General features: G+C 71.6%; 20 protein-coding genes and 2 tRNA genes. 4 read left to right on the plus strand and 18 right to left on the minus strand.

The window, feature by feature from the left end:
• Nucleotides 1-100: 100 nt before the first annotated feature.
• The 6 genes from SH587_RS07710 to SH587_RS07735 all read right to left on the minus strand — a co-directional run bounded on the left by SH587_RS07710 (nucleotide 101) and on the right by SH587_RS07735 (nucleotide 3,848).
• Nucleotides 101-682, minus strand: coding sequence for a dihydrofolate reductase family protein (locus SH587_RS07710; protein WP_320670004.1), 582 nt, complete (start codon nucleotides 680-682; stop codon nucleotides 101-103).
• 201 nt (nucleotides 683-883) lie between these two features.
• The gene (locus SH587_RS07715) at nucleotides 884-1,405 is read right to left on the minus strand and encodes a GNAT family N-acetyltransferase (RefSeq protein ID WP_320670005.1); all 522 of its coding nucleotides are present in this window, start codon (nucleotides 1,403-1,405) and stop codon (nucleotides 884-886) included.
• Between the two features lie 4 nt (nucleotides 1,406-1,409).
• The gene (locus SH587_RS07720) at nucleotides 1,410-1,679 is read right to left on the minus strand and encodes a type II toxin-antitoxin system TacA family antitoxin (protein ID WP_320670006.1); all 270 of its coding nucleotides are present in this window, start codon (nucleotides 1,677-1,679) and stop codon (nucleotides 1,410-1,412) included.
• Nucleotides 1,680-1,818: 139 nt separating this feature from the next.
• A complete protein-coding gene (locus SH587_RS07725) occupies nucleotides 1,819-2,226 on the minus strand; it encodes a type II toxin-antitoxin system VapC family toxin (RefSeq protein ID WP_320670007.1) in 408 nt (135 codons plus the stop codon).
• Between the two features lie 2 nt (nucleotides 2,227-2,228).
• On the minus strand, nucleotides 2,229-2,453 hold the full coding sequence (locus SH587_RS07730) for an AbrB/MazE/SpoVT family DNA-binding domain-containing protein (RefSeq protein WP_320670008.1): 225 nt from the start codon (nucleotides 2,451-2,453) through the stop codon (nucleotides 2,229-2,231).
• A 1,002-nt stretch (nucleotides 2,454-3,455) separates the two neighbouring features.
• Complete coding sequence (locus SH587_RS07735; RefSeq protein ID WP_320670009.1) at nucleotides 3,456-3,848, minus strand: hypothetical protein; 393 nt, start codon at nucleotides 3,846-3,848, stop codon at nucleotides 3,456-3,458.
• Nucleotides 3,849-4,532: 684 nt separating this feature from the next.
• On the opposite strand from SH587_RS07735, the gene SH587_RS07740 reads away from it, so the two are divergent.
• A complete protein-coding gene (locus SH587_RS07740; RefSeq protein ID WP_320670010.1) occupies nucleotides 4,533-5,753 on the plus strand; it encodes a DUF4238 domain-containing protein in 1,221 nt (406 codons plus the stop codon).
• Between the two features lie 285 nt (nucleotides 5,754-6,038).
• On the opposite strand, the gene SH587_RS07745 is transcribed toward SH587_RS07740, so the two are convergent.
• From SH587_RS07745 to SH587_RS07755, 3 genes are all read right to left on the minus strand, one after another.
• On the minus strand, nucleotides 6,039-6,437 hold the full coding sequence (locus tag SH587_RS07745) for a PIN domain-containing protein (protein WP_320670011.1): 399 nt from the start codon (nucleotides 6,435-6,437) through the stop codon (nucleotides 6,039-6,041).
• On the minus strand, nucleotides 6,434-6,685 hold the full coding sequence (locus tag SH587_RS07750) for an AbrB/MazE/SpoVT family DNA-binding domain-containing protein (RefSeq protein ID WP_320670012.1): 252 nt from the start codon (nucleotides 6,683-6,685) through the stop codon (nucleotides 6,434-6,436). The genes SH587_RS07745 and SH587_RS07750 overlap by 4 nt, the downstream gene beginning before the upstream one ends.
• Before the next feature lie 167 nt (nucleotides 6,686-6,852).
• Nucleotides 6,853-6,926, minus strand: a tRNA-Val gene (locus tag SH587_RS07755).
• Nucleotides 6,927-7,034: 108 nt separating this feature from the next.
• Here SH587_RS07755 and SH587_RS07760 point away from each other — a divergent pair.
• A tRNA-Cys gene (locus tag SH587_RS07760) sits at nucleotides 7,035-7,105 on the plus strand.
• Between the two features lie 87 nt (nucleotides 7,106-7,192).
• On the opposite strand, the gene SH587_RS07765 is transcribed toward SH587_RS07760, so the two are convergent.
• The gene (locus tag SH587_RS07765; protein WP_320670013.1) at nucleotides 7,193-8,560 is read right to left on the minus strand and encodes a glycosyltransferase family protein; all 1,368 of its coding nucleotides are present in this window, start codon (nucleotides 8,558-8,560) and stop codon (nucleotides 7,193-7,195) included.
• Between the two features lie 77 nt (nucleotides 8,561-8,637).
• Between SH587_RS07765 and SH587_RS07770 the strand changes: the two genes are divergently transcribed.
• Nucleotides 8,638-9,165: a hypothetical protein gene (locus SH587_RS07770; protein ID WP_320670014.1), complete on the plus strand. Its 528-nt coding sequence runs from the start codon at nucleotides 8,638-8,640 to the stop codon at nucleotides 9,163-9,165.
• A gap of 17 nt (nucleotides 9,166-9,182) precedes the next feature.
• Here SH587_RS07770 and SH587_RS07775 read toward each other — a convergent pair whose 3' ends face one another.
• Nucleotides 9,183-10,505, minus strand: a complete 1,323-nt coding sequence (locus SH587_RS07775) for a PucR family transcriptional regulator (protein ID WP_320670015.1) — start codon at nucleotides 10,503-10,505, stop codon at nucleotides 9,183-9,185.
• Nucleotides 10,506-10,717: 212 nt separating this feature from the next.
• Entirely contained in the window at nucleotides 10,718-11,938 is a 1,221-nt protein-coding gene (locus SH587_RS07780; RefSeq protein WP_320670016.1) for a PucR family transcriptional regulator, read from the minus strand.
• 231 nt (nucleotides 11,939-12,169) lie between these two features.
• Between SH587_RS07780 and SH587_RS07785 the strand changes: the two genes are divergently transcribed.
• Nucleotides 12,170-13,750, plus strand: a complete 1,581-nt coding sequence (locus tag SH587_RS07785) for an AMP-binding protein (protein ID WP_320670017.1) — start codon at nucleotides 12,170-12,172, stop codon at nucleotides 13,748-13,750.
• A gap of 79 nt (nucleotides 13,751-13,829) precedes the next feature.
• On the opposite strand, the gene SH587_RS07790 is transcribed toward SH587_RS07785, so the two are convergent.
• From SH587_RS07790 to SH587_RS07815, 6 genes are all read right to left on the minus strand, one after another.
• Nucleotides 13,830-14,297, minus strand: a complete 468-nt coding sequence (locus tag SH587_RS07790; protein WP_320670018.1) for a carboxymuconolactone decarboxylase family protein — start codon at nucleotides 14,295-14,297, stop codon at nucleotides 13,830-13,832.
• A 40-nt stretch (nucleotides 14,298-14,337) separates the two neighbouring features.
• The gene (gene sigJ / locus SH587_RS07795) at nucleotides 14,338-15,207 is read right to left on the minus strand and encodes an RNA polymerase sigma factor SigJ (RefSeq protein WP_320670019.1); all 870 of its coding nucleotides are present in this window, start codon (nucleotides 15,205-15,207) and stop codon (nucleotides 14,338-14,340) included.
• Between the two features lie 40 nt (nucleotides 15,208-15,247).
• Nucleotides 15,248-15,889 (minus strand): TetR/AcrR family transcriptional regulator, encoded by a 642-nt coding sequence (locus tag SH587_RS07800; protein WP_320670020.1) that lies wholly within the window; start codon nucleotides 15,887-15,889, stop codon nucleotides 15,248-15,250.
• Nucleotides 15,882-16,463, minus strand: coding sequence for a carboxymuconolactone decarboxylase family protein (locus SH587_RS07805; RefSeq protein WP_320670021.1), 582 nt, complete (start codon nucleotides 16,461-16,463; stop codon nucleotides 15,882-15,884). Before SH587_RS07805 ends, SH587_RS07800 begins: the two co-directional genes overlap by 8 nt.
• Before the next feature lie 158 nt (nucleotides 16,464-16,621).
• Nucleotides 16,622-17,344: an SDR family NAD(P)-dependent oxidoreductase gene (locus tag SH587_RS07810; protein WP_320670022.1), complete on the minus strand. Its 723-nt coding sequence runs from the start codon at nucleotides 17,342-17,344 to the stop codon at nucleotides 16,622-16,624.
• Nucleotides 17,341-18,102, minus strand: coding sequence for an SDR family NAD(P)-dependent oxidoreductase (locus tag SH587_RS07815; RefSeq protein ID WP_375341741.1), 762 nt, complete (start codon nucleotides 18,100-18,102; stop codon nucleotides 17,341-17,343). Before SH587_RS07815 ends, SH587_RS07810 begins: the two co-directional genes overlap by 4 nt.
• Nucleotides 18,103-18,280: the final 178 nt, after the last annotated feature.

Here is an 18,280-nt window from a genome sequence, read left to right on the forward strand (position 1 = left end):
CGCTCTCGATCGCCGTCCGCGCGGTCCGGACCACCCCCCGGGCCGCGGTCGCCCCCGCACGCTGACCCACGTGCCGGGACGGCCCCCCGCCGGGGCCGGGTCACGACGGTGATCCGGCCCCGGTGACCGCTTCGTAGCGGGTCAGGACCACGCCGCTGGGGAAGGTGCGGGTCTCGGCCAGGGCCAGCGGGACCCAGCGGTCGAGGGCGGTGAAGAACGGCGTGCCGCCGCCGACCAGGACCGGATGGGCGACGACCACGTACTCGTCGATCAGCCCGGCCCGCATGGCGGTGGCGGCGAGGGTAGCCCCGGCGATGTCGATCGGGCCGCCGTCCTCCGCCTTGAGCCGCGCGATCTCGGTGACGGCGTCGCCGCTGACCTGGCGAGCGTTGCCGTCGACCGAGGTGATGGTCGAGGAGAAGACCACCTTCGGCATCGCCCGCCAGCGGTGGGCGTACTCGACCTCCGCCGGCGTGACGCCCGGCTGCTGGTCGGCGGTCGGCCAGTGGCCGTTCATCGTCTCCCACAGCCGGCGTCCGTAGAGGGCGAGCTCCGTCGCGGCCACCCGGTCGGACCACCACTGGAACAGCTCGTCGTCCGGCGTGCTCCAGCCGAGGTCGTCGCCGGGCGCAGCGGTGTATCCGTCCAGGCTCACGTTCATCGCGAAGGTCAGTTTCCGCACAGCGCCATTCTCCGGTCGATCGGCATCTGGGGGTAGAGACCGGCGGGGTGGGGGAAAGTCATCGGTCGGTCGGGAGCGGGGAGCGTGATGCAGGACCTCAGAGCGGGCGGTACACGTCGCGCCGATGGTCGATCCGCAGCACGATGACGTCGCGAAGCCGTCGTCCTTGGCAGCCCCGAGCCGAGCAGCTCGGCACAGGACTCACGGCAGATCGCTCGCGAGGACCCGCTTGAGGTCCTTCAGGAGCAGCAGCAGGTGCAGGGGATCGGTGGGTGAGGGCTCGAAGCCATAGCGCTGATACCAGGCCCGAGCTCGTTCGTGCTTGGCGTGCACAAGCAGCACACGGATCCCGATCGGGTCGCTGGCTCCGACCACACGCAGCATCGCGTCGCGCAGCAGCGAGCGGCCGACGCGCTGCCCCTGATGGTCGCCGTCCACCGCCAGACGGGCAAGCAGCACCGCCGGCACCGCGCGCTCCCGCGGCTGCCCCTTCAAGACGCGGGCGGTCGCGTCGGTCGCTTCGATCGATGCGGCGGCCAGCGCGTAGTAGCCGACCACCCGCGACGGCTCGTCGGAGTGGGTGGTGACGAACACCCGCGCCCCGCCGCTGGCGTGGCTGGAGCGCGCATGACGCGCGAGCCAGCCGTCCAGCGCCGGCTCGCCGCACGCGAACGCGGCCAGGTCGTCGTGCGTGGCCAGCGGCCGGGGACGGGCGTAGCCCACGCGATCAGTCGAAGACGCTGTCGGTCGTCAGCAGCTCGCGGAGGCCGTCGGGCTCGCGAGCAGGGCGATCGAGCAAGTCCACGAACGCCGACCACGTTGGCTCGTCGAGCACGAACCGGGTGCGATCGGCGAGCACGCGCTCCGCCTCGTCGACCGCGGCACCGACGACGAAGTCGGTCAGGTTGCGGTGCGCGGTCAGTGCCGCAGCCCGCACCACCTGGTCGGCCGGCTCGGTCACGCGCAACGTCCAGCGGGTGTCCTTCAGATCAGCCATGGACCTAGCGTACAGCCAATAGACGTACGCGACTAGAGGTGGTCTCGGGGTCAGCGCGGTGGTTTGGGCCAGGAATCGGAAGCCAAGGGGCCGGGGATCGACGGCGCGCGGCGCGCTGCGGCCGAAGCTGCCGTCTCCGCTATTCGGGAGCGATCACGTGCAGTTGCGGCAGCAGGTCCAGGTGGCGCGACCGGTCCCGCGTGAGCAGGACACGCCCGGTGACCGCTGCGTGCGCGGCGATGTAGAAGTCCGGGAGCGGCGAGCGCTTCGCACCGCCGCCGCGGCGGTAGCGGAGGACGCACCGCCCGGCCAGGAAGCCCGCATCCCACGGAAGGTCCTCGCGCTGGATCCGGTCCGGGAGAGCGTCCTCAAGGTCCTCGACTCGGTCGAAGCCGACCGACAGTTCCGCGTAGATCAGCGGGTTGATCACGACCGGGCCAGCGTCGAACGCCAGCGCGAGTTGCCCGGCGGACCACTCGCCCCAGTGCGGATCGTCGGTGAACAGGTCCAGCAAGACGTTCGCGTCGACGACGGTCCCGCGGGCCACCCTCAGCCCTCCCCGCGGGTCAGCGCCATGATCTCGTCGGTACTCATCCGCGTCGACGCGCGACCGCGCATCCGCTCGACCAGCGCCTGGCCGTCATCGCTCGCGCGTCGCACCAGACGGGCGCCGTCCGCGTCCAACTCGAACTCGACCTCGCTGCCCGGCTCGATCCCGAGTCGACGCCGAACGTGCTGCGGGATCGTGACCTGCCCCTTGCTCGTGACGCGCATAGTCGCAGCGTAGCGAGTAATACCTTCGATTCCTACTTCGCCTGGCGTGGGCGATCGTCCCTGCCATTCGGCCTTCGCGGGCCCCCTGCCGAGCCGCAGGCGGCGTACGCAGGCCGATTGGGCCACGAGCGGGCCACGAACCCCATCCTTGGCGCGTAGGCGCTCGCTCCCACACGACCCCAGAACGCGGAAGGCCATGGGGCGGGTGGTCGTGGCCTTAACGCGGGCTGACGCACCGGGGCAAGTCGACAGCGCGCTTCGGTGTCCCAGAGAACCGCCAGACCGCCCGACGAGCACGTCATGGCGCTGCGAGATGCGATGTCCCAAACGGCACTCGTCCGCCGCACGGGGCAGACTCGGTATGTGCTTTCGGTGCCCGCCCACCTCCGGCCATCTGCTTCGGAATCGGCAGTCCTTTCAGCAATCGCGGTCCGATCGGGCGGACTCTGGCATCTTGCTGCAGCGTCATTGCTGACCGTGCCGGCCGAAATCGCCACAACGAGTTGGCGCCGCTGGCGGCAACAGCGCCCTTCGAATCGCGGCTCGCGCCACGAAGAACTACTGGACCCTGGACCACGATTCGTCATAGAACCGACTCCCGGGATTCGCGCAATCCGACTTCCGATTGCGGAGTCGGCGTGGGAAGCCGTGCTTGCGGACCTTGCGGCCGGCGCGATCGACATTCAACTTGAGAGATACGTCGCTGCGATCGGTGAATTCGGACCGACCGTGTTTCTGGCCACCGAAGGCGAACATGCCGCGCATCATGTGGTGGATGGAATCGAGTGCCCGACGGAGGTCGTCATTGCCTCATTGAATGTCTCAACCCCGATGCCCGTGGTGGACGGTGACGCACGAGTCTCGTGGGACCTGTGTCTCCCGCCCCAGGTGCCGCGAGGGCGGGACCGTGTCCGCCTGTGGAAGCAACGGAGCTTGACTTTCTGGCCCTACGAGCTTCTCGGGATCACATGGTTTCCGTCGCTTGGTCCTCCGCCGCCATGCCTAGCGGTAGGACGCGTCAAAGGCGATGCATGGATCGTGGATCTGATGCCCGGCGACGACCGCGATTCGATCCACGTGGCTCTCGGTTGGGATCCCGACGCTATTGATCTCTTGGGCTGCTCCCTCACGTTGGAGCACGCGGTCGAAGGGCTTCGCCTCCCGGAGATCGAAGTGCCGCTCGCGAGTCTTCCTCCAGATGAGGTCCCTAGCGAAGATCTGCGTCATCGCGGTCCGCGCGAGCGGGTGTTTAGAGCTCGACTTGCGAAAAGCGTACGACACGTCGACTTCGGCGTATCTCTGCGTGCGCCCGGCGGACGAATGCTCGACGAGCGTCCGGTCAGCACTCGCGTGGAAAGCGTTCATCTCACGATTGCCCACCTTGATGATCCACATGATCCTGGAACGACATCGATAATTGGAGACGACATCAGATCAACACATGCCGAGCAGGATGCGGCGATTCGCACCGCAATCTCAAGGCATGTCGCAGCCTCATCCGAGATGACTCGTTGGCGCTCGTCGGGCGCATCCTCGTTCCGGGAGTACCTACGCTGGCGTCTCTCGTGCCGCAATGGTGAACTGCTCATCATCGATCCCTATATAGCCTGGGACCAACCTAAGCTCGGAGGTATCGAGGCTGTGGTCGAGTATCTTGGCGCGCTCGGACGATCTGTTCGGGCTATAGGCAAGGACCCCTCACGGGACCGAATCCAAAAGAAGCGCCGGCGTCCGCCACTCCCCGAGGGCGTCGAGGTCCGATGGTTCCCTATCAACTCCTCGTCGCACGATCGCTTCTGGATCTGCGGTGAAACCGCGCTCCATGTTGGTCCGTCAGTGAACGCGTTCGTCGGGCCAGTTCCGAACGACCCAAATCGGGTCTTCACAGTCGCCGAGCTTCCCGGGAGCGACGCGGTTGCGGCGCGGACTCGTTTCGAGAACTGGTGGCAAGACGCCGGTGGCCGGTGGTCGGCTCAAAGTGCTTGTAGCTGAGCGACTCCCGGACTCGTCCCCAATGTCGGCCGCCAGCCAGGTGGCCGAGAACGGGTCGAGCGAATCGGGCTTGGTGACCCGGAACGCGTGCCCGCCTGCCCCTTCGCCCGCGGTCGACAGACCATACGCGCGCTCGTCACAACTATGTCGGCGGAATACACAAGCAACCACTTCGTTCCACAGTGGTATCAGCGGCGCTTCTTGCCAGAAGATCAGGCTGACCGCGAGCTATATCTGCTCGATCTAAAGCCAGAGTTCTTTCGCGACGGCAGGGGCGTCCGGCGGCAACGCAAGGCACTTCGTCGAACGGGAACTCGGAGGTGCTTCGCGATCGACGACCTCTACACGACGCGTGTCGCCGGTGTGGAGTCCCGTGAACTCGAACGGGTCTTCTTCGGTGAGATCGACCGACGCGGGAAAGATGCCGTCGCGTTCTTCGATCGGTTCGATCATGATCGGGTGAGCGGTTCCGCGCTCACGGACCTGATGATGTACATGAGCACACAGAAGCTGCGGACCCCGAAGGGCCTTGACTGGCTTGCCACGCAGGTCCGAACGTCGGATCGTAAGGACGTTCTCGCCCGCATGCCCGAACTCCGTTCGCTCTACGGCGCGATCTGGGCCGAGTCTGTCTGGCAGATCGCAGATGCTTCTGCGTCGTCGACGAAGTTCATCATCTCCGACCACCCGGTCACGGTCTACAACCAAGCGTGCGCCCCAGGGAATCCACTCTGGTCCAAGGGCCCGAATGAGCCGGACATACGTCTTCAGGGAACCCACACGATCTTCCCACTGTCCAGTGAAAGGCTCTTGATCTTGACCAACCAAGCATGGGCATGTAGTCCGCATCGTTCGCCGTTGGCCACCCGCCCCAATCCTGAGCTGTTCCGTAGCACGCTCTTCAACTTCCACGATGTGCAGACCCGTCGAGACCTTGCCGAGCGTGAAGTGCTCATGATCAATTGGATCATCAAGAAGCGCGCCTACAGGCACATCGCCGCCGTCCACGAGGAATGGCTCTATCCAGAACGCAATGCGCGAATGACGTGGAGAGCTGTCGGTGACGAGCACCTGCTCATGCCGGATCCACGCTCGCTGACGCCCGGGGCCCAGTTCGCCATTGCCTATGCCGATGGTCGCATCGAGGGGATCGATTCTCTTGGTCGTCGTCCAGCGGATCCTCGGTTCGGTCACGAGTTCCGTACCGGGGACGAGCACCTTGCGCATCGGAGGTGGTGCGAAGAGTTCGGGCAGCTGGTCGGAGCGGCGCGACGCGGTGTCTCTTGGGAGGACAAGAGAGATCGGTAGCGGCGTGACAGCTCTGCAGCCGCGAGGGCGCTCGGTGGCGTTGATCGCTACCGATAGGACCAAGACGCCTATGCCGCCGCCCCAACAACCGGTCGAAGTTCTCCCCGTGCGACCGGTCGACTAGCTGTTCCAGCTGGGCGTAGACATCCATCGTCATCCGCGAGCCGGCCTGGCCGACCTGGCTCATCACCCACTTCACGGCGAATTGGTTGGCGCGGAGGAAGATCGAGATGTAGGTCCGTCCGGCAGAGGAAGCCGGCCCGGCGATCAGTCGTCGCCGCGGGCCTACGGCCGCTCGCCGCTGCCCAGCTTCCGTAGGTCGTCGTCGAACGACAGCACGCGCGTTCCGAGCTGGTTCGCGAGCGCGTCGAGGTAGCAGTCGTGCAGGTCGACCTTGCGGTCGCGGTAAGACGCCGCCGCGAACCGCAGGGCGTCGCCGTGCTCGACTTCGAACGCCGGTTCGTCGGCGACGGCGCGCACCGCTGCGGCGACCGCATCGCGGCTCCAGCCGTAGCCGGTCCGGGCGCTCTCCAGGACGAACGCCACCTCCAGGACCGTCGCGGCGAACACGCGAAGCGTCTCGCCCGTCTCGCGCGCCGCCTGCACCCGCGCCCGGGCCGCCGTTGCGTGCTCGCCGGTGCCGCCGTCGAGGATCCGCAGCAGGACGTTCGTGCCGACGATCACGACGGCTCGGCGGTTCGCCGCGCCGCGCGATCCTCACGAGCCGCCTGTCGCACCTCGGGCCACGGGCGCGCCGCGGGGGCCGCCGCTTGCGGCGGCTGGAACTCCAGGACGCCGCGCGCGCGATGCAGCACGACCTCGTCGCCGCGCGCCTCGATGACGACGCGATCGCCGATGTCGATCCCGGCCGCCTCGCGAACCGCTTTCGGAATCGTGACCTGACCCTTGCTGTAGACCTTGGCCGTGCTCACGTTCGAAAAGTATGGCTCGGGCGTCTAGGTATGGCCCGAACGCGGCCGGGCCAGGGCGTGATTGGGCCACGAACGGGCCACGAACCCCATCCCTGGCGCGTAGGCGCTCGCGCCCCGCATCACCCCAGAACGCAGAAAGGCCCCGCGATGCGGGGCCTTTCCAGAGGTGCGCGATACAAGACTCGAACTTGTGACCTCACGCATGTCAAGCGTGCGCTCTAACCAACTGAGCTAATCGCGCAAAGCGAGCCGGAAGAGTAGCACCGGACGCGGGGGTGCGCGGCGCGGGTCGCGGGGGGCCGGCGTGGGGGCGGGAACGCCGCTCGGCGCGCTACCCTGCACAGCCCGGGGCACCGTGGCGGAGTGGCTACGCAGCGGCCTGCAAAGCCGTGTACACCGGTTCGATTCCGGTCGGTGCCTCCTGATGCGGCGCGTCGTCCCTCGAGGGGCGGCGCGCCGTTTCGCGTCGTGGGGCGCGGCCTCCTCACGGCCCGCGGTGCGCCAGCCCTAGGCGGTCGCGGGACCGGCCGCCCCGCCTGCCGCGCGTGCCCTTCGCCGCTGCCGCCAGTCGCGCACCATCAGGGTCCAGCCCGCGGCGCCGGCGGCGATCAGGATTGGCATCAGGGGCAGGTTGTAGCGGCCGTGGGCGACGGCGATCATGTGGACGCCGGTGGCGGTGGCGATGCCGATCAGGATCGCGCCGATTGCGGGGTCGCGGCGGCGTAGCAGGGCGTAGAGGAGGCCGAAGAAGGCGGCCAGGATCAGGATCACGTGGTAGATCCGCAGCAGCGGCATCGGGGTGCTCGATCCGCCCAGCGTGGCGCGGAACCACATCTTCCCGATCTTGAAGGAGAACATTCCGGCCAGCTCGACGGGGTGGTGGAGGACGGCGTCGCGGAGGTTCTTCTTGGCCTCCTTCATCAGCGCGGCGTCGCGGTCGAGGTGGGGGTGGCGTTGAGCGACGTCGTCGAGCACGACCGCGGCCGGGATCTGCTTGTAGTTGCGGTCCTTGAACGCGGGGTGGCGGGCGCGGATCTGGTCGAGCATCGCGTACTTCATGTCGTACGTCGAGCCGTTGCCGGGCAGGTAGGTGCCGACGAAGAACGCCGAGCCGCCGCCGCTGGTCACCGGCGTCAGCTTGCCCGCGGTGTCGGAGGCCTGGATCGTCCACGGCAGCACCACGATCGCGCAGCACGCCAACAACGCCCCGCTGGCCATCAGGCCCCGCCGCCACGAGACGGTGTTGCCGAGCACGACCAGTCCCAGCACGGCCACCAGCGCCGGCACGAACAGCAGGTCGGTGCGGGTCAACAACACGCCACCGAAGAGCGCCCCCGCGGTGCCCCACCAGGCGAGGATCCGCGTGCGCCAGGCCAGCGCGACCGCGGTGAAGGCCGAGGTGACCATCAGCGCCCCGAGGGGTTCGGAGAGCAGGTTGCTCGGTCCCCAGAACGCGGGGGGGTAGAGGGCGAGGAACGCCGCCGCGATCACCCCCGTCCATGGCCCTGCCAGCACCCACCCGAGCACGAACAGCACCAGGATCGTCGTGGTCGAGATCGCCCACTGCGCGTAGTTCAAGACCCGCGTGTCCTCGCGCCCCGCCGGGTGCTTGCCCGGCTGCAGCTTGTAGGCCAGCGCGAACACGTGCGGCGTCGCCGGCGGCCAGTGCAGCGCCTTCACCTTGCCGTTGGTGCCGGAGTAGTTCCCGGTCAGGGCCAGGTGCTGCGCGAGGGTCTTGTAGGACCGCGCGTCGGTCGACAGCTCCTTGGCCGGGATCGGATCACGGGCCTGCGCGAACCGGATTCCGCCCCCCACGAGCAGCACGAGCAACAGCGCGACCCATGCGGACCTCGGGACCAGTCGCAGGCGCGGCATTCCGGGCAGGTTACGGGGTCGTCACGGCGCACGAGACCACCGGTCGGCGCCGCCGGGCGGCCCGCTACGGTCAGGCGATGGCCGGCGATCCCCCCACGACCGACGACGACGAGCCGACCCGCGTGGCCGACCGGGGGCCGGACCCCGCGATCGCTCCCGAAGCCGACGCCGTCGAAGATCGCCCGGACGGCCCCGTCGACGCGGGGGAGGCCGACGTCCCGCCGACCGCCGCCGGCACCTCCGACGGCAGCTCCACCGGCACCGGCACCACCGCCAGCGGCCGGCTGGCGGACAAGGCGGCCGGCGGCGCGCGGGCCGTCGGCGATCGGGTCACCCAGGCGGCCAGCGCCACCGCCCAGGCCCTGCGCGAGACCGACGTCCACGAGATCGCCCACCACACCACCAACCTGATCGAGAACGCGCGGCCGTTCTTCCTCGCCGCCTTCGCGGTCGCCTTCTCCGCCCTCGCCTGGACCGAGGACCAGACCGCCGTCGCCGTCGTCTTCGCGGTCGGGGCGATCCTGTTCGTGCTCGGCGCCGCCTACTCGCGCGAGGTCGACGGGCTGCTGACCCGCGGTCGCGAGCCGGACGGCGACGGCGACTGACGCCGCCACCGCCGCGGTCAGTCCGACAGCACCTCGTCGCCGAGCGTCACGGCCAGCATCAGCGCCGTCTGCAGCTCGACCCGGCGGTGGGCGATCTGGGTCCCGAGGATCTGCTCCGCCCGCCGCACCCGGGTGTAGACCGTGTTCTTGTGCAGGTGCAGCGCCTCGGCAGCCAGCAGGTGGCTGCCGCCGTGGGCGAGGAACGAGAGCAGCGTCTCGCGCAGCCGCGCGGCACCGTCCTCGCGGGCGGCCAGCGGCCCCAGCTCGCCGGTCACGAAGCGGCGGGCGCGGTCGGCGTCCGAGGCCAGCAGCGAGACCAGCTCGACCGAGCGGTAGGAGATCGTGCGCCCGGTCGCGCCGCTGGTCTGCGTCCACAGCCGCGCCGCGTGCTGGGCCTCGCTGTGGGTGACCCGGAAGCCCTCGATCCCGAACGCCGGCCGGCCGATCGCGATCCGCACGCCCTCGCGCGGCTGGAACCGCTCCAGCCGGCTGAGCGCGTCGGGGGTCGGCGGCTGGATCGTCCCGCACCACGCCCACAGGACCGAGGCGCCGGCCGGCACCAGCAGCGGCTCGCGGCAGCCGAGCGCCAGCGCGGCCTCGGTCGCCTCCTTCTCCAGCGAGCGGTAGGCCGAGCCGCTGCCGAGAGCACCCTCGCTCGACAGCACCAGGCCGACGTGGTGGTTGCGCAGCGAGTAGCCGAGCCGGCTGGAGGCGACCTGCTCGTCGAGCGCGGCGCCGTCGATCAGCTCGCGGGCGGTCTCGGCGCGGACGGCGGCCGCGGTCCGCACCCAGCGGTCGCGCTCCTGGTGGTAGGCGTCGACCAGCTCGTCGCAGATCACGTCGACGTACTCGAAGAGGAAGCCGGCCAGCGCCTCGAGCGTCGGCAGCACCACGTCGTCCTCGGGCGCGACCTCGCGCAGGTGGCGCGACGCGCTCGACCAGAGGAAGTTCTGCCCGACCCGGTAGGCCCGCAGCAGCACCGCCAGCGGGATCCGGCGGTGGACCAGCCCGATCGCGTACTCGCGCGCGGCCTCGGGCACCATCAACGACGTCGCCGGGCGGCCGGCGTTCAGCAGCTGGACGATCTGCTCGATGTTCGCGGCGCAGCTGGCCTCGGTCTCGGCGAACAGCGACCGCTGGTCGGTGAAACCACCCAGCTCGGGGATCCGGTCGTGGACGTTGAGCGCCATGTGCACCCCGTGGTTCGGGTGCACGTCGACCATCCCCGCGATGATCTCGCGGCCCGGATTGGGCACGATCACGGCGGTCGCGGGCGCGGCGAGCACGCCGTCGGTGGCGGCCAGCTCGATCTCGAGCGACGCACGTGCGCTGGTCTGCATCGTTCCTCCCTCCCGGACCCCGTCGGGGACGCGGTCCACCAGCGCATTAGAACGCGTCGGCTCGCGGATGGGAAGGGGCGACCGTCCACCGGGCGCCGCGGGCGATGTGCCGGCGGCACAGACCTCGAGCGAGAAACGGGCCCGGAACCCCTCGTCGTGGGGCTCGTCGGCGGCTGCGGGTGTGCGCTCGTCCGTCATCGTGCTCCCGCCCCTCAACGGGATCCGCGGCGCACGCGGTGCAGCCGCAGCGCGACCTGCAGCTCGGCCCGGCGGCCGGCGACCGGGGCGGCCAGCAGCCCCTCGATCTCGCGGATCCGGTTGCGGACCGTGTGCTCGTGGACCCCGAGCGTCGCCGCGGCGGAGACGTGCGAGCCGCTCGCCAACCACGCCAGCAGCGTCTCCCGCAGCCGCTCGGCGCGCTCGTCCTCCTCGGCCAGCGGGCCGAGCTCGGCGGCCACGAAGGCGGCCGCGCGCTCGCGGTCGTCGAGCAGCAGCGCCTCGAGTCGGACGTCGGCCTCGTGGACGACCGCCGGCGCGTCGTCGCCGAGCGCGGCCTGCACGCGGGCGGCCTGGAGCGCCTGGGCGCGGGTCCTCCGGAAGCCCTCGACGCCGCTCCCGGGGCCGCCGATCGCGGCCCGGCCGACGCCGCCGAGCGCCCGCGTCAGGCGCCCGATCGCCGGCGCGCGGAACGGCTCCGGCGCACCCAGCCAGAGGCCCCAGTCGTGGAGCCCGTCGCGGTGCAGCAGCAGGTCGGCGGCGGAGACCGTCTCGCGCAGGCGGGCGGCCAGCGCGTCGGGCCGGGCATCGCCGCCGGTCCGCAGGAGCAGGAACAGGTGGTTGCCGCCGACCCGGTAGCCGAGCACCGGCTCGAACTCGGCCGGCGTCCCGAGCCGCCCCTCCAGCAGGTCGCGGAGGACGATGTCGCGCAGGTGCTCGCGGCCGGCGCGGCGGGCGGTGGCGACCCGCTCGTGCTGGGCCAGGACCGGCGTCAGCGTGTGGTTGATGTAGGCGAAGAGCTGGGTGCTGGGCCACTCCAGGTAGTCGTCGAGCGGCCGTCCGGAGCGCTGGGCGTGGTCGCGCGCGACCCGGAACCAGGCCGACCAGAAGCTGTTCTGCCCGGCCCGGTAGGCGCCCTCCAGGCGGCTCGCGGGCAGCCGCAGCTCGGCGACCGCCCCGGCGAAGGCCAGCGCTCCCGGCCGCGGGCGGGTGTCCTGGACCCGGACCGCGCCGGTCAGGATCGCCCGCAGCGTCAGCACCTGGTCGCGGACGCTGCGCTCGGCCAGCGCGGCGAACGCGGCGTCGTCGGCGCGATCGGGGAACGCGTCGGCGAGCACGCGCTCGGTCAGGGCCCGCGTCACCTGCTCGAGGTCGAGTCGCTGGGCCGCGTCGCGGATCTCCGCGGTCGCGCTGTCGGTCGCCGGTGCTGCGGTCACGTCTCCTCCTGGGCCCCCGTCCGGATGCGAACGTTCCCCGCCAGCGACACTAAGCCGCCCGCGCGCGCGTGAGGGTGGGACCGCGACCCACGGGCGGGCGGCGGCGATGGGACCATGGGCTACCGCGGACGCCGTCAGCGGCGGCGTTGTCGGAAACCGTCAAGCGGCCCCCGCCCGGCGCAGCGAACGCGCCATTCCCGCCGCCCCGGTCGCCGCCGTAGCGTCGCGGTCGTGGAGACCAACGCGCTGCTGCACCAGACCGTCGGCGAGCTGCTGGAGCGCAGCGTGCGCGCCTATCCGGACCGGATCGCGGTGATCCACGGCGACCGCCGGGTGACCTACGCCGAGCTGGGCGCCGGCGTCCGCCGCGCCGGCCGCGCCCTCCGCGCGCTCGGCCTCGAGCGGGGCGACCGGGTGGCGCTGCTCTCCGGCGACCGGGTCGAGCTGCTGTCGGTCTTCTACGCCACGCTCTGGTCGGGGCTGGCGATCGTGCCGCTGAACGCGCGGATGGCCGAGGAGGACCTGGCCCACGTGGTCCGCGACTCGGGGGCGCGGGCGCTGGTCCACGACGCCGGCTTCCGCGACCGCGCCGCCACGATCGTCGCCGACAGCGCGGTCGAGCACCTGATCGCCGCCGAGCCGGGTTCGGCGCTCGACGGCGGCCACGAGCTGACGGCGCTGGTCGAGGCCCAGGAGGACGCCCCGCTCGACGACCCGCCGGCCCCGACCGACCTGGCCGCGGTCTTCTACACCGGCGGCACCACCGGCCGGCCGAAGGGCGTCCAGCACACCCAGTCGGCGCTGGTGGCGGCGTTCCTCTCCGAGGCGCTGGAGATGGGCCTCGGCGAGCGCGAGGTCTTCGCCCACGCCGCCCCGCTGACCCACGCCAGCGGCATGTTCTGCGTGCCGGTCTGGATGCGCGGCGGCACCAACCTGGTGCTCGGCGGCTTCGATCCGCAGCAGCTGCTCGACGCGATCGAGCAGGAGCGGGTGACGGCGACGCTGCTGGTGCCGACGATGCTCTACGTGATCCTCGACCAGCCGGACCTGGCGCAGCGCGACCTCTCCAGCCTGCGGGCCGTGGTCTACGGGGCGGCGCCGATGGGCCGCGAGCGGCTGCTGCAGGCGATCGAGCGCTTCGGCCCGGTCTTCACCCAGCTCTACGGGCAGACCGAAGCCCCGAACCAGCTCTGCGTGCTGAGCCGCGCCGACCACGCCGACGCGATCGCCTCGGGCGACCTCTCGATCCTCGGCTCGTGCGGGCGGCCGGTGACGATCGCCGACGTGCGGGTGGTCGACGGCGAGGGCAACGAGTGCCCGGTCGACGAGCCGGGCGAGATCGTGGCCCGCGGCCCGCACGTGATGCTCGGCTACCGCAACCTGCCCGAGCAGACGGCGGAGACGCTGGTCGACGGCTGGCTGCACACCGGCGACATCGCCAAGCGCGACGCCCGCGGCTTCATCCACATCGTCGACCGCAAGAAGGACATGATCATCTCCGGCGGGTTCAATGTGTACCCGAAGGAGGTCGAGCAGGCGCTCTTCCAGCACCCGCACGTGCGCGACGCCTGCGTGATCGGGATCCCCGACGAGAAGTGGGGGGAGACGGTCAAGGCGGTGGTGGTCCCCGACGACCCGTCGGCCGTGACCCCGGAGGAGCTGATCGCCTGGGTCAAGGAGAAGAAGGGCGCCGTCGTCGCCCCGAAGTCGGTCGACCTGGTCGAGGCGATCCCGCTGACCGCCGTCGGCAAGCACGACAAGCCGGCGCTGCGGAAGGCCTACTGGGGCGACCGCGACCGGGCGGTCAACTGAGGGGCTCGCGGTTCGGCCGCCGACCGCGACGTTCCGGTCGTTCGGCGACCGGAACGTCACAGCGGGCGGGGGCCGGACGCTAGGCCGCGGCGGCCGGCGCCGCCGCGCTGGCCGGCAGCGCGCGGGTCGCCACCTGGACCCGGTTCCAGAGGTTGATCGCGCCGATCGCGAAGGTCAGGTGGGCCAGCTCCTGCTCCGAGAACCGCGCGGCGGCCTCGGCCCACACCTCGTCCGGGACGTGGGTGGCGGAGACGTGGGTCATCGCCTCGGTCAGGGCCAGCGCGGCCCGCTCGCGGTCGTCGAAGACCGGGCTCTCGCCCCAGGCGTTCAGCTGCGCCAGCCGCAGCTCGCTCTCGCCGGCGGCGCGGGCCTCGGTCCAGTGCATGTCGAGGCAGAACGCGCAGCCGTTGATCTGCGAGGCGCGGACCTTGACCAGCTCGCGGATGGTGCGGTCGAGCTGGATCCGCTCCTCGACGCGGACCATCGCGGCCAGCGGGCCGCCGGCGTGGTCGGCCAGGTTCAGGCGGGGGGTGATCTCGTGGGTCATGCAGCATCGACGGGCGACCGCCGCCGTCCGTGACACCCGCTCAGAGGTGGGCCAGCTTCTGCGGGTTGCGGACGATCCGGACGCCGGCGATCCGCCCGTCGACGACGTCGATCGCCAGCACGTCCCAGACCGCGCCGGCGGGGTCGCGCAGCAGCCGGCCCGGCTGGCCGTTGACGCGCACCAGCTGCTGGTCGAAGATGCCCAGCTCGTGGCGCTTGCGGGCGGTCCCGACCATGAACCGCGCGACCTTGGCGGCACCGAGGATCGGCTTGCGGGCCGCCACCGCCCGGCCGCCGCCGTCCGACCAGAGCACGGCGTCGTCGGCCAGCAGCGCCTCCAGCCCGGCCAGGTCGCCGTCGTCGGCGGCGGCCAGGAACCGCTCCAGCAGCCGCTCGCGCGCCGCCTCGTCGGGATCGAAGCGGGGCCGGGTCGCCGCCAGGTGCTTGCGGGCACGGCTGACCAGCTGGCGGGCGTGCTCCTCGCTGCGGTCGACGACGCCGGCGATCGCCGCGTAGTCGTAGTCGAACGCCTCGCGGAGCAGGAACGCCGCCCGCTCGACCGGGGTCAGCCGCTCGAGCGCCACCAGCAGCGCCTGCGACAGCGAGTCGGCCAGCTCGGCGCTGGCGGCCGGGCCGGGGCCGGGGTCCTCCAGGATCGGGTCGGGCAGCCACGGACCGACGTAGCGCTCGCGGCGGACCTGGGCCGCCCGCAGCTGGTCGATCGCCAGCCGGGTGGCGACGGTCGTCAGCCAGGCGACGGGGTTGTCGGGCGCGGCGGGCTGGCGGGTCAGCCGCAGCAGCGCCTCCTGGGCGACGTCGTCGGCGTCGGCGACGCTGCCGAGCATCCGGTAGGCGACGGCGAACGCGTGCCGGCGCAGCGCGTCGAGCCGCTGGGGGTCGGGGTCGGGCATCGCTCCTCCGACGAACGAGCGCGGCCGTTCGTGACAGCCGTCAGTCGTCGAACAGCGGCGAGAGCCGGTCGAGCAGCTCCAGCAGCGGGCCGTGCAGCTCGCGCAGGCCGTCGAGGTCGTCGAGCGCCAGCCGCGCCGTGACCATCGAGCTGATCGCCGCGACCAGCGCCTCGCAGGCGAACCGCTGCTCCGCCGTCCGCGCCCCGAGGACCTGGACGACCAGCTCGACGAAGGTCGCCTGCTGCTCGATCCGGCGGGCGATCGCGCCGCGGCCGACCGCGTAGACCTCGATCAGGAACAGCCGCGCGAAGGCCGGCTCCGAGGCGAGCGCGTCGAGGTAGGCCCGGAGCAGCGCGTCGACCCGCTGGCGGCGGCTCGGCTCGGGCGCGCCGTCGGCCGGGGGCGTCAGCACGCCGGCACCGCCGATCCGGCCCAGCAGCAGCTCGACCGCGCGCGCGTAGGCGCCCGTGAAGCAGTCCTCCTTGGAGCTGAACTGCTCGTAGAAGGTCTCGCGCGAGACCCCGGCGCGGCGGATGATCTGGGCGACCGAGGTCCCGACGTAGCCGTTCTCCGCCATCGCCTCGGCCATCGCGAGCAGGATCCGGTCGCGCTGCGAGCGGACGACCTCCTCGCGGCTGAGCCCGTGGCGGCCGCGCGGCAGCTGGGTGCGGACGTCAGCCACGGGCCCGCGGGCCCCGGCGCGGCTGGTCGGGCTGGATCCGGAGCGTGTTGAGCACGGTCGCAAGCATGTCGTAGTGGCCCACGAGCATGCAGAGCTCGATCGCCTCGCGCTCGTCGAGGCTGGCGCGCAGCTCGTCCCAGGCGGCGTCGTCGAGGTCGCGCTGCTCCAGCAGCCGGTCGGCGGTCCGCAGCAGCAGCCGCTCGCGCGGGCCCCAGCCGGCGGCGTCGGGACCCTCGACCACGCGCCGGACGTCGGCGGGGCCGAGCCCGGCGCGGCGGCCGAGCCGGACGTGGTGCTCGAACTCGTACTGCGAGCCGCGCAGGTGGGCGACGCGCAGGATCACCAGCTCGGTCTCGCGCCGCGGCAGCAGCCCGCCGGGCATCAGCCGTCCGGCGAACCGCAGCCAGCCCCAGAACAGCTTGCGGTGGCGGCCGAGGGTCAGGAACAGGTGCGGCGCGCGGGTGCCGGTCACCAGTCCGGCGACCTGCGCGAAGCCCCAGGTCGGCAGCCCGACCTCGCGGCGTCCGCCGGGGGTGATCCGGGGCGCGGTGGCGGGAGCGGGGCTGCTCGGCATGGACCGGACGGTAGCACTGCGAACAGCGGTGTTCGCAGACGTCCTGGCCGGCGGCGCAGTACGCGCCGCCGGCCCGGGGCGGGGAGGAGGAGTCGCCCCGGGCCGGCGACGGCGGGACCACGCCCGGATCGGCCCTCAGGCCCCCGGGCGGTGGCCCCTCAGACCAGCGCGCCGGTCGATCCGCCGTCGAGCACGAACGCTTCGGCGGTGGAGAACCGGCTCCGGTCCGAGGCCAGGAACAGGACCAGGCGGGCGACCTCGTCGGCGGTGCCCATCCGGCCCTGCTTCGCGTCGATCACCTGCTCGACCGGCATCCCGATCGCCGCGCTCAGCTCGTCGGCGTGATCGCTGACCATCTGGGTGTCGATGAAGCCGGGGCAGACGGCGTTCACCCGCACCCCGTGGTCGCGCAGCTCGAGGGCCAGGGTCTTCGAGAGCGAGATCACGCCGGCCTTGGCGGCCGCGTAGGTCCCGATCAGCGGCGACCCGCGGAGGCCGGTGATCGACGCCATGTTGATGATCGAGCCGCCGCCGCGGGCCGCCATCTGGCGGGCCGCCTCGCGGGCGGTCACGAAGACCCCGTCGAGGTTGATCGACATCAGGCCCCGCCAGTCGTCGAGCGAGACCTCGGTCAGCGGCTTGACGAACGCGACGCCGGCGTTGGCGACCACGATGTCGAGCCGACCGTGCTGCTCGGCGACGTCGGCCATCACCTGCTTGACAGCACCCTCGTCGCGGACGTCGAGGGTGATGTCGCCGCCCTGGATGTCGGTCCGGACGACCGTCGCTCCCTCGCCGGCGAGCGCGTCGGAGACCGCCGCGCCGAGGCCCTGGGCGGCGCCGGTGACCAGCGCGACCCGTCCTTCCAGCTCACCACTCACAGGAGACCAGCCACCAATCCACCGTCGAGGACGTACTGCGACCCGGTCGTGAACGACGAGTCGTCGGAGGCGAGGAAGGCGACCATCTCGGCGACCTCCTCGGGGGTGCCGATCCGGCCCTGCTTGGCCTTCAGCACCTCGCCGAAAGGCATCCCGACCGCGGCCTCGAAGGGCGAGACCAGGCGGTCGACCATCGCCGTGTCGATGAAGGCGGGGCAGACCGCGTTGACGCGGATCCCGGCCGCCTTCAGCTCGATCGCGGCGACCTCGGTCAGGCGGACCACGGCGCCCTTCGACGCGCAGTAGGCGCCGAGCAGCGGCGCGCCGCCGATCCCGGCCACCGAGGCCATGTTGACGATCGACCCGCCGCCGGCCTGGGCCAGCGCGGGCACCGCCGCCTTGATGCCGAGGAAGACGCCCGAGACGTTGATCTTCATCAGCTGCTCGAACTCGTCGAGCTCGGTCTCGGTGATCGGCTTGCCGATCTCGATGCCGGCGTTGTTGACCATCACGTCGAGGCCACCGAAGGCCTCGACGGCGGCCGCGACGGCGCCTTCGACGTCGGCCTGGACGGTGACGTCGGCCGTGTTGGCGACGGCGTTCTCGCCCAGCGCCGCGGCGGTCGCGGCGGCACCGTCGCCGTCGCGATCGGAGACGACGACCTTGGCGCCCTGGGCGATGAACAGCTCGGCGGTCGCCTTGCCCAGTCCGGCCGCGGCGCCGGTGATCACCGCGCGCTTGCCGGTCAGGTCGGAGATCACGTGCGCCGCCTCCCGGGACGGTGCGGGCGCTCGGCGGCGCGCGCACGGGGGACGTGCGGATGGACCATTGCTGCTTCCTCCTCCTCGTGCTGACAGGACCCGGGCGTGCGCAGTCGACGGCCCGGTAGGCCGACGCTATCCGGGGGGCGCCGGGCGGCCGCTGGGGCTCCGCGCC

Source organism: Patulibacter defluvii (assembly GCF_034096925.1).
Taxonomy (GTDB): Bacteria; Actinomycetota; Thermoleophilia; order Solirubrobacterales; family Solirubrobacteraceae; genus Patulibacter; species Patulibacter defluvii.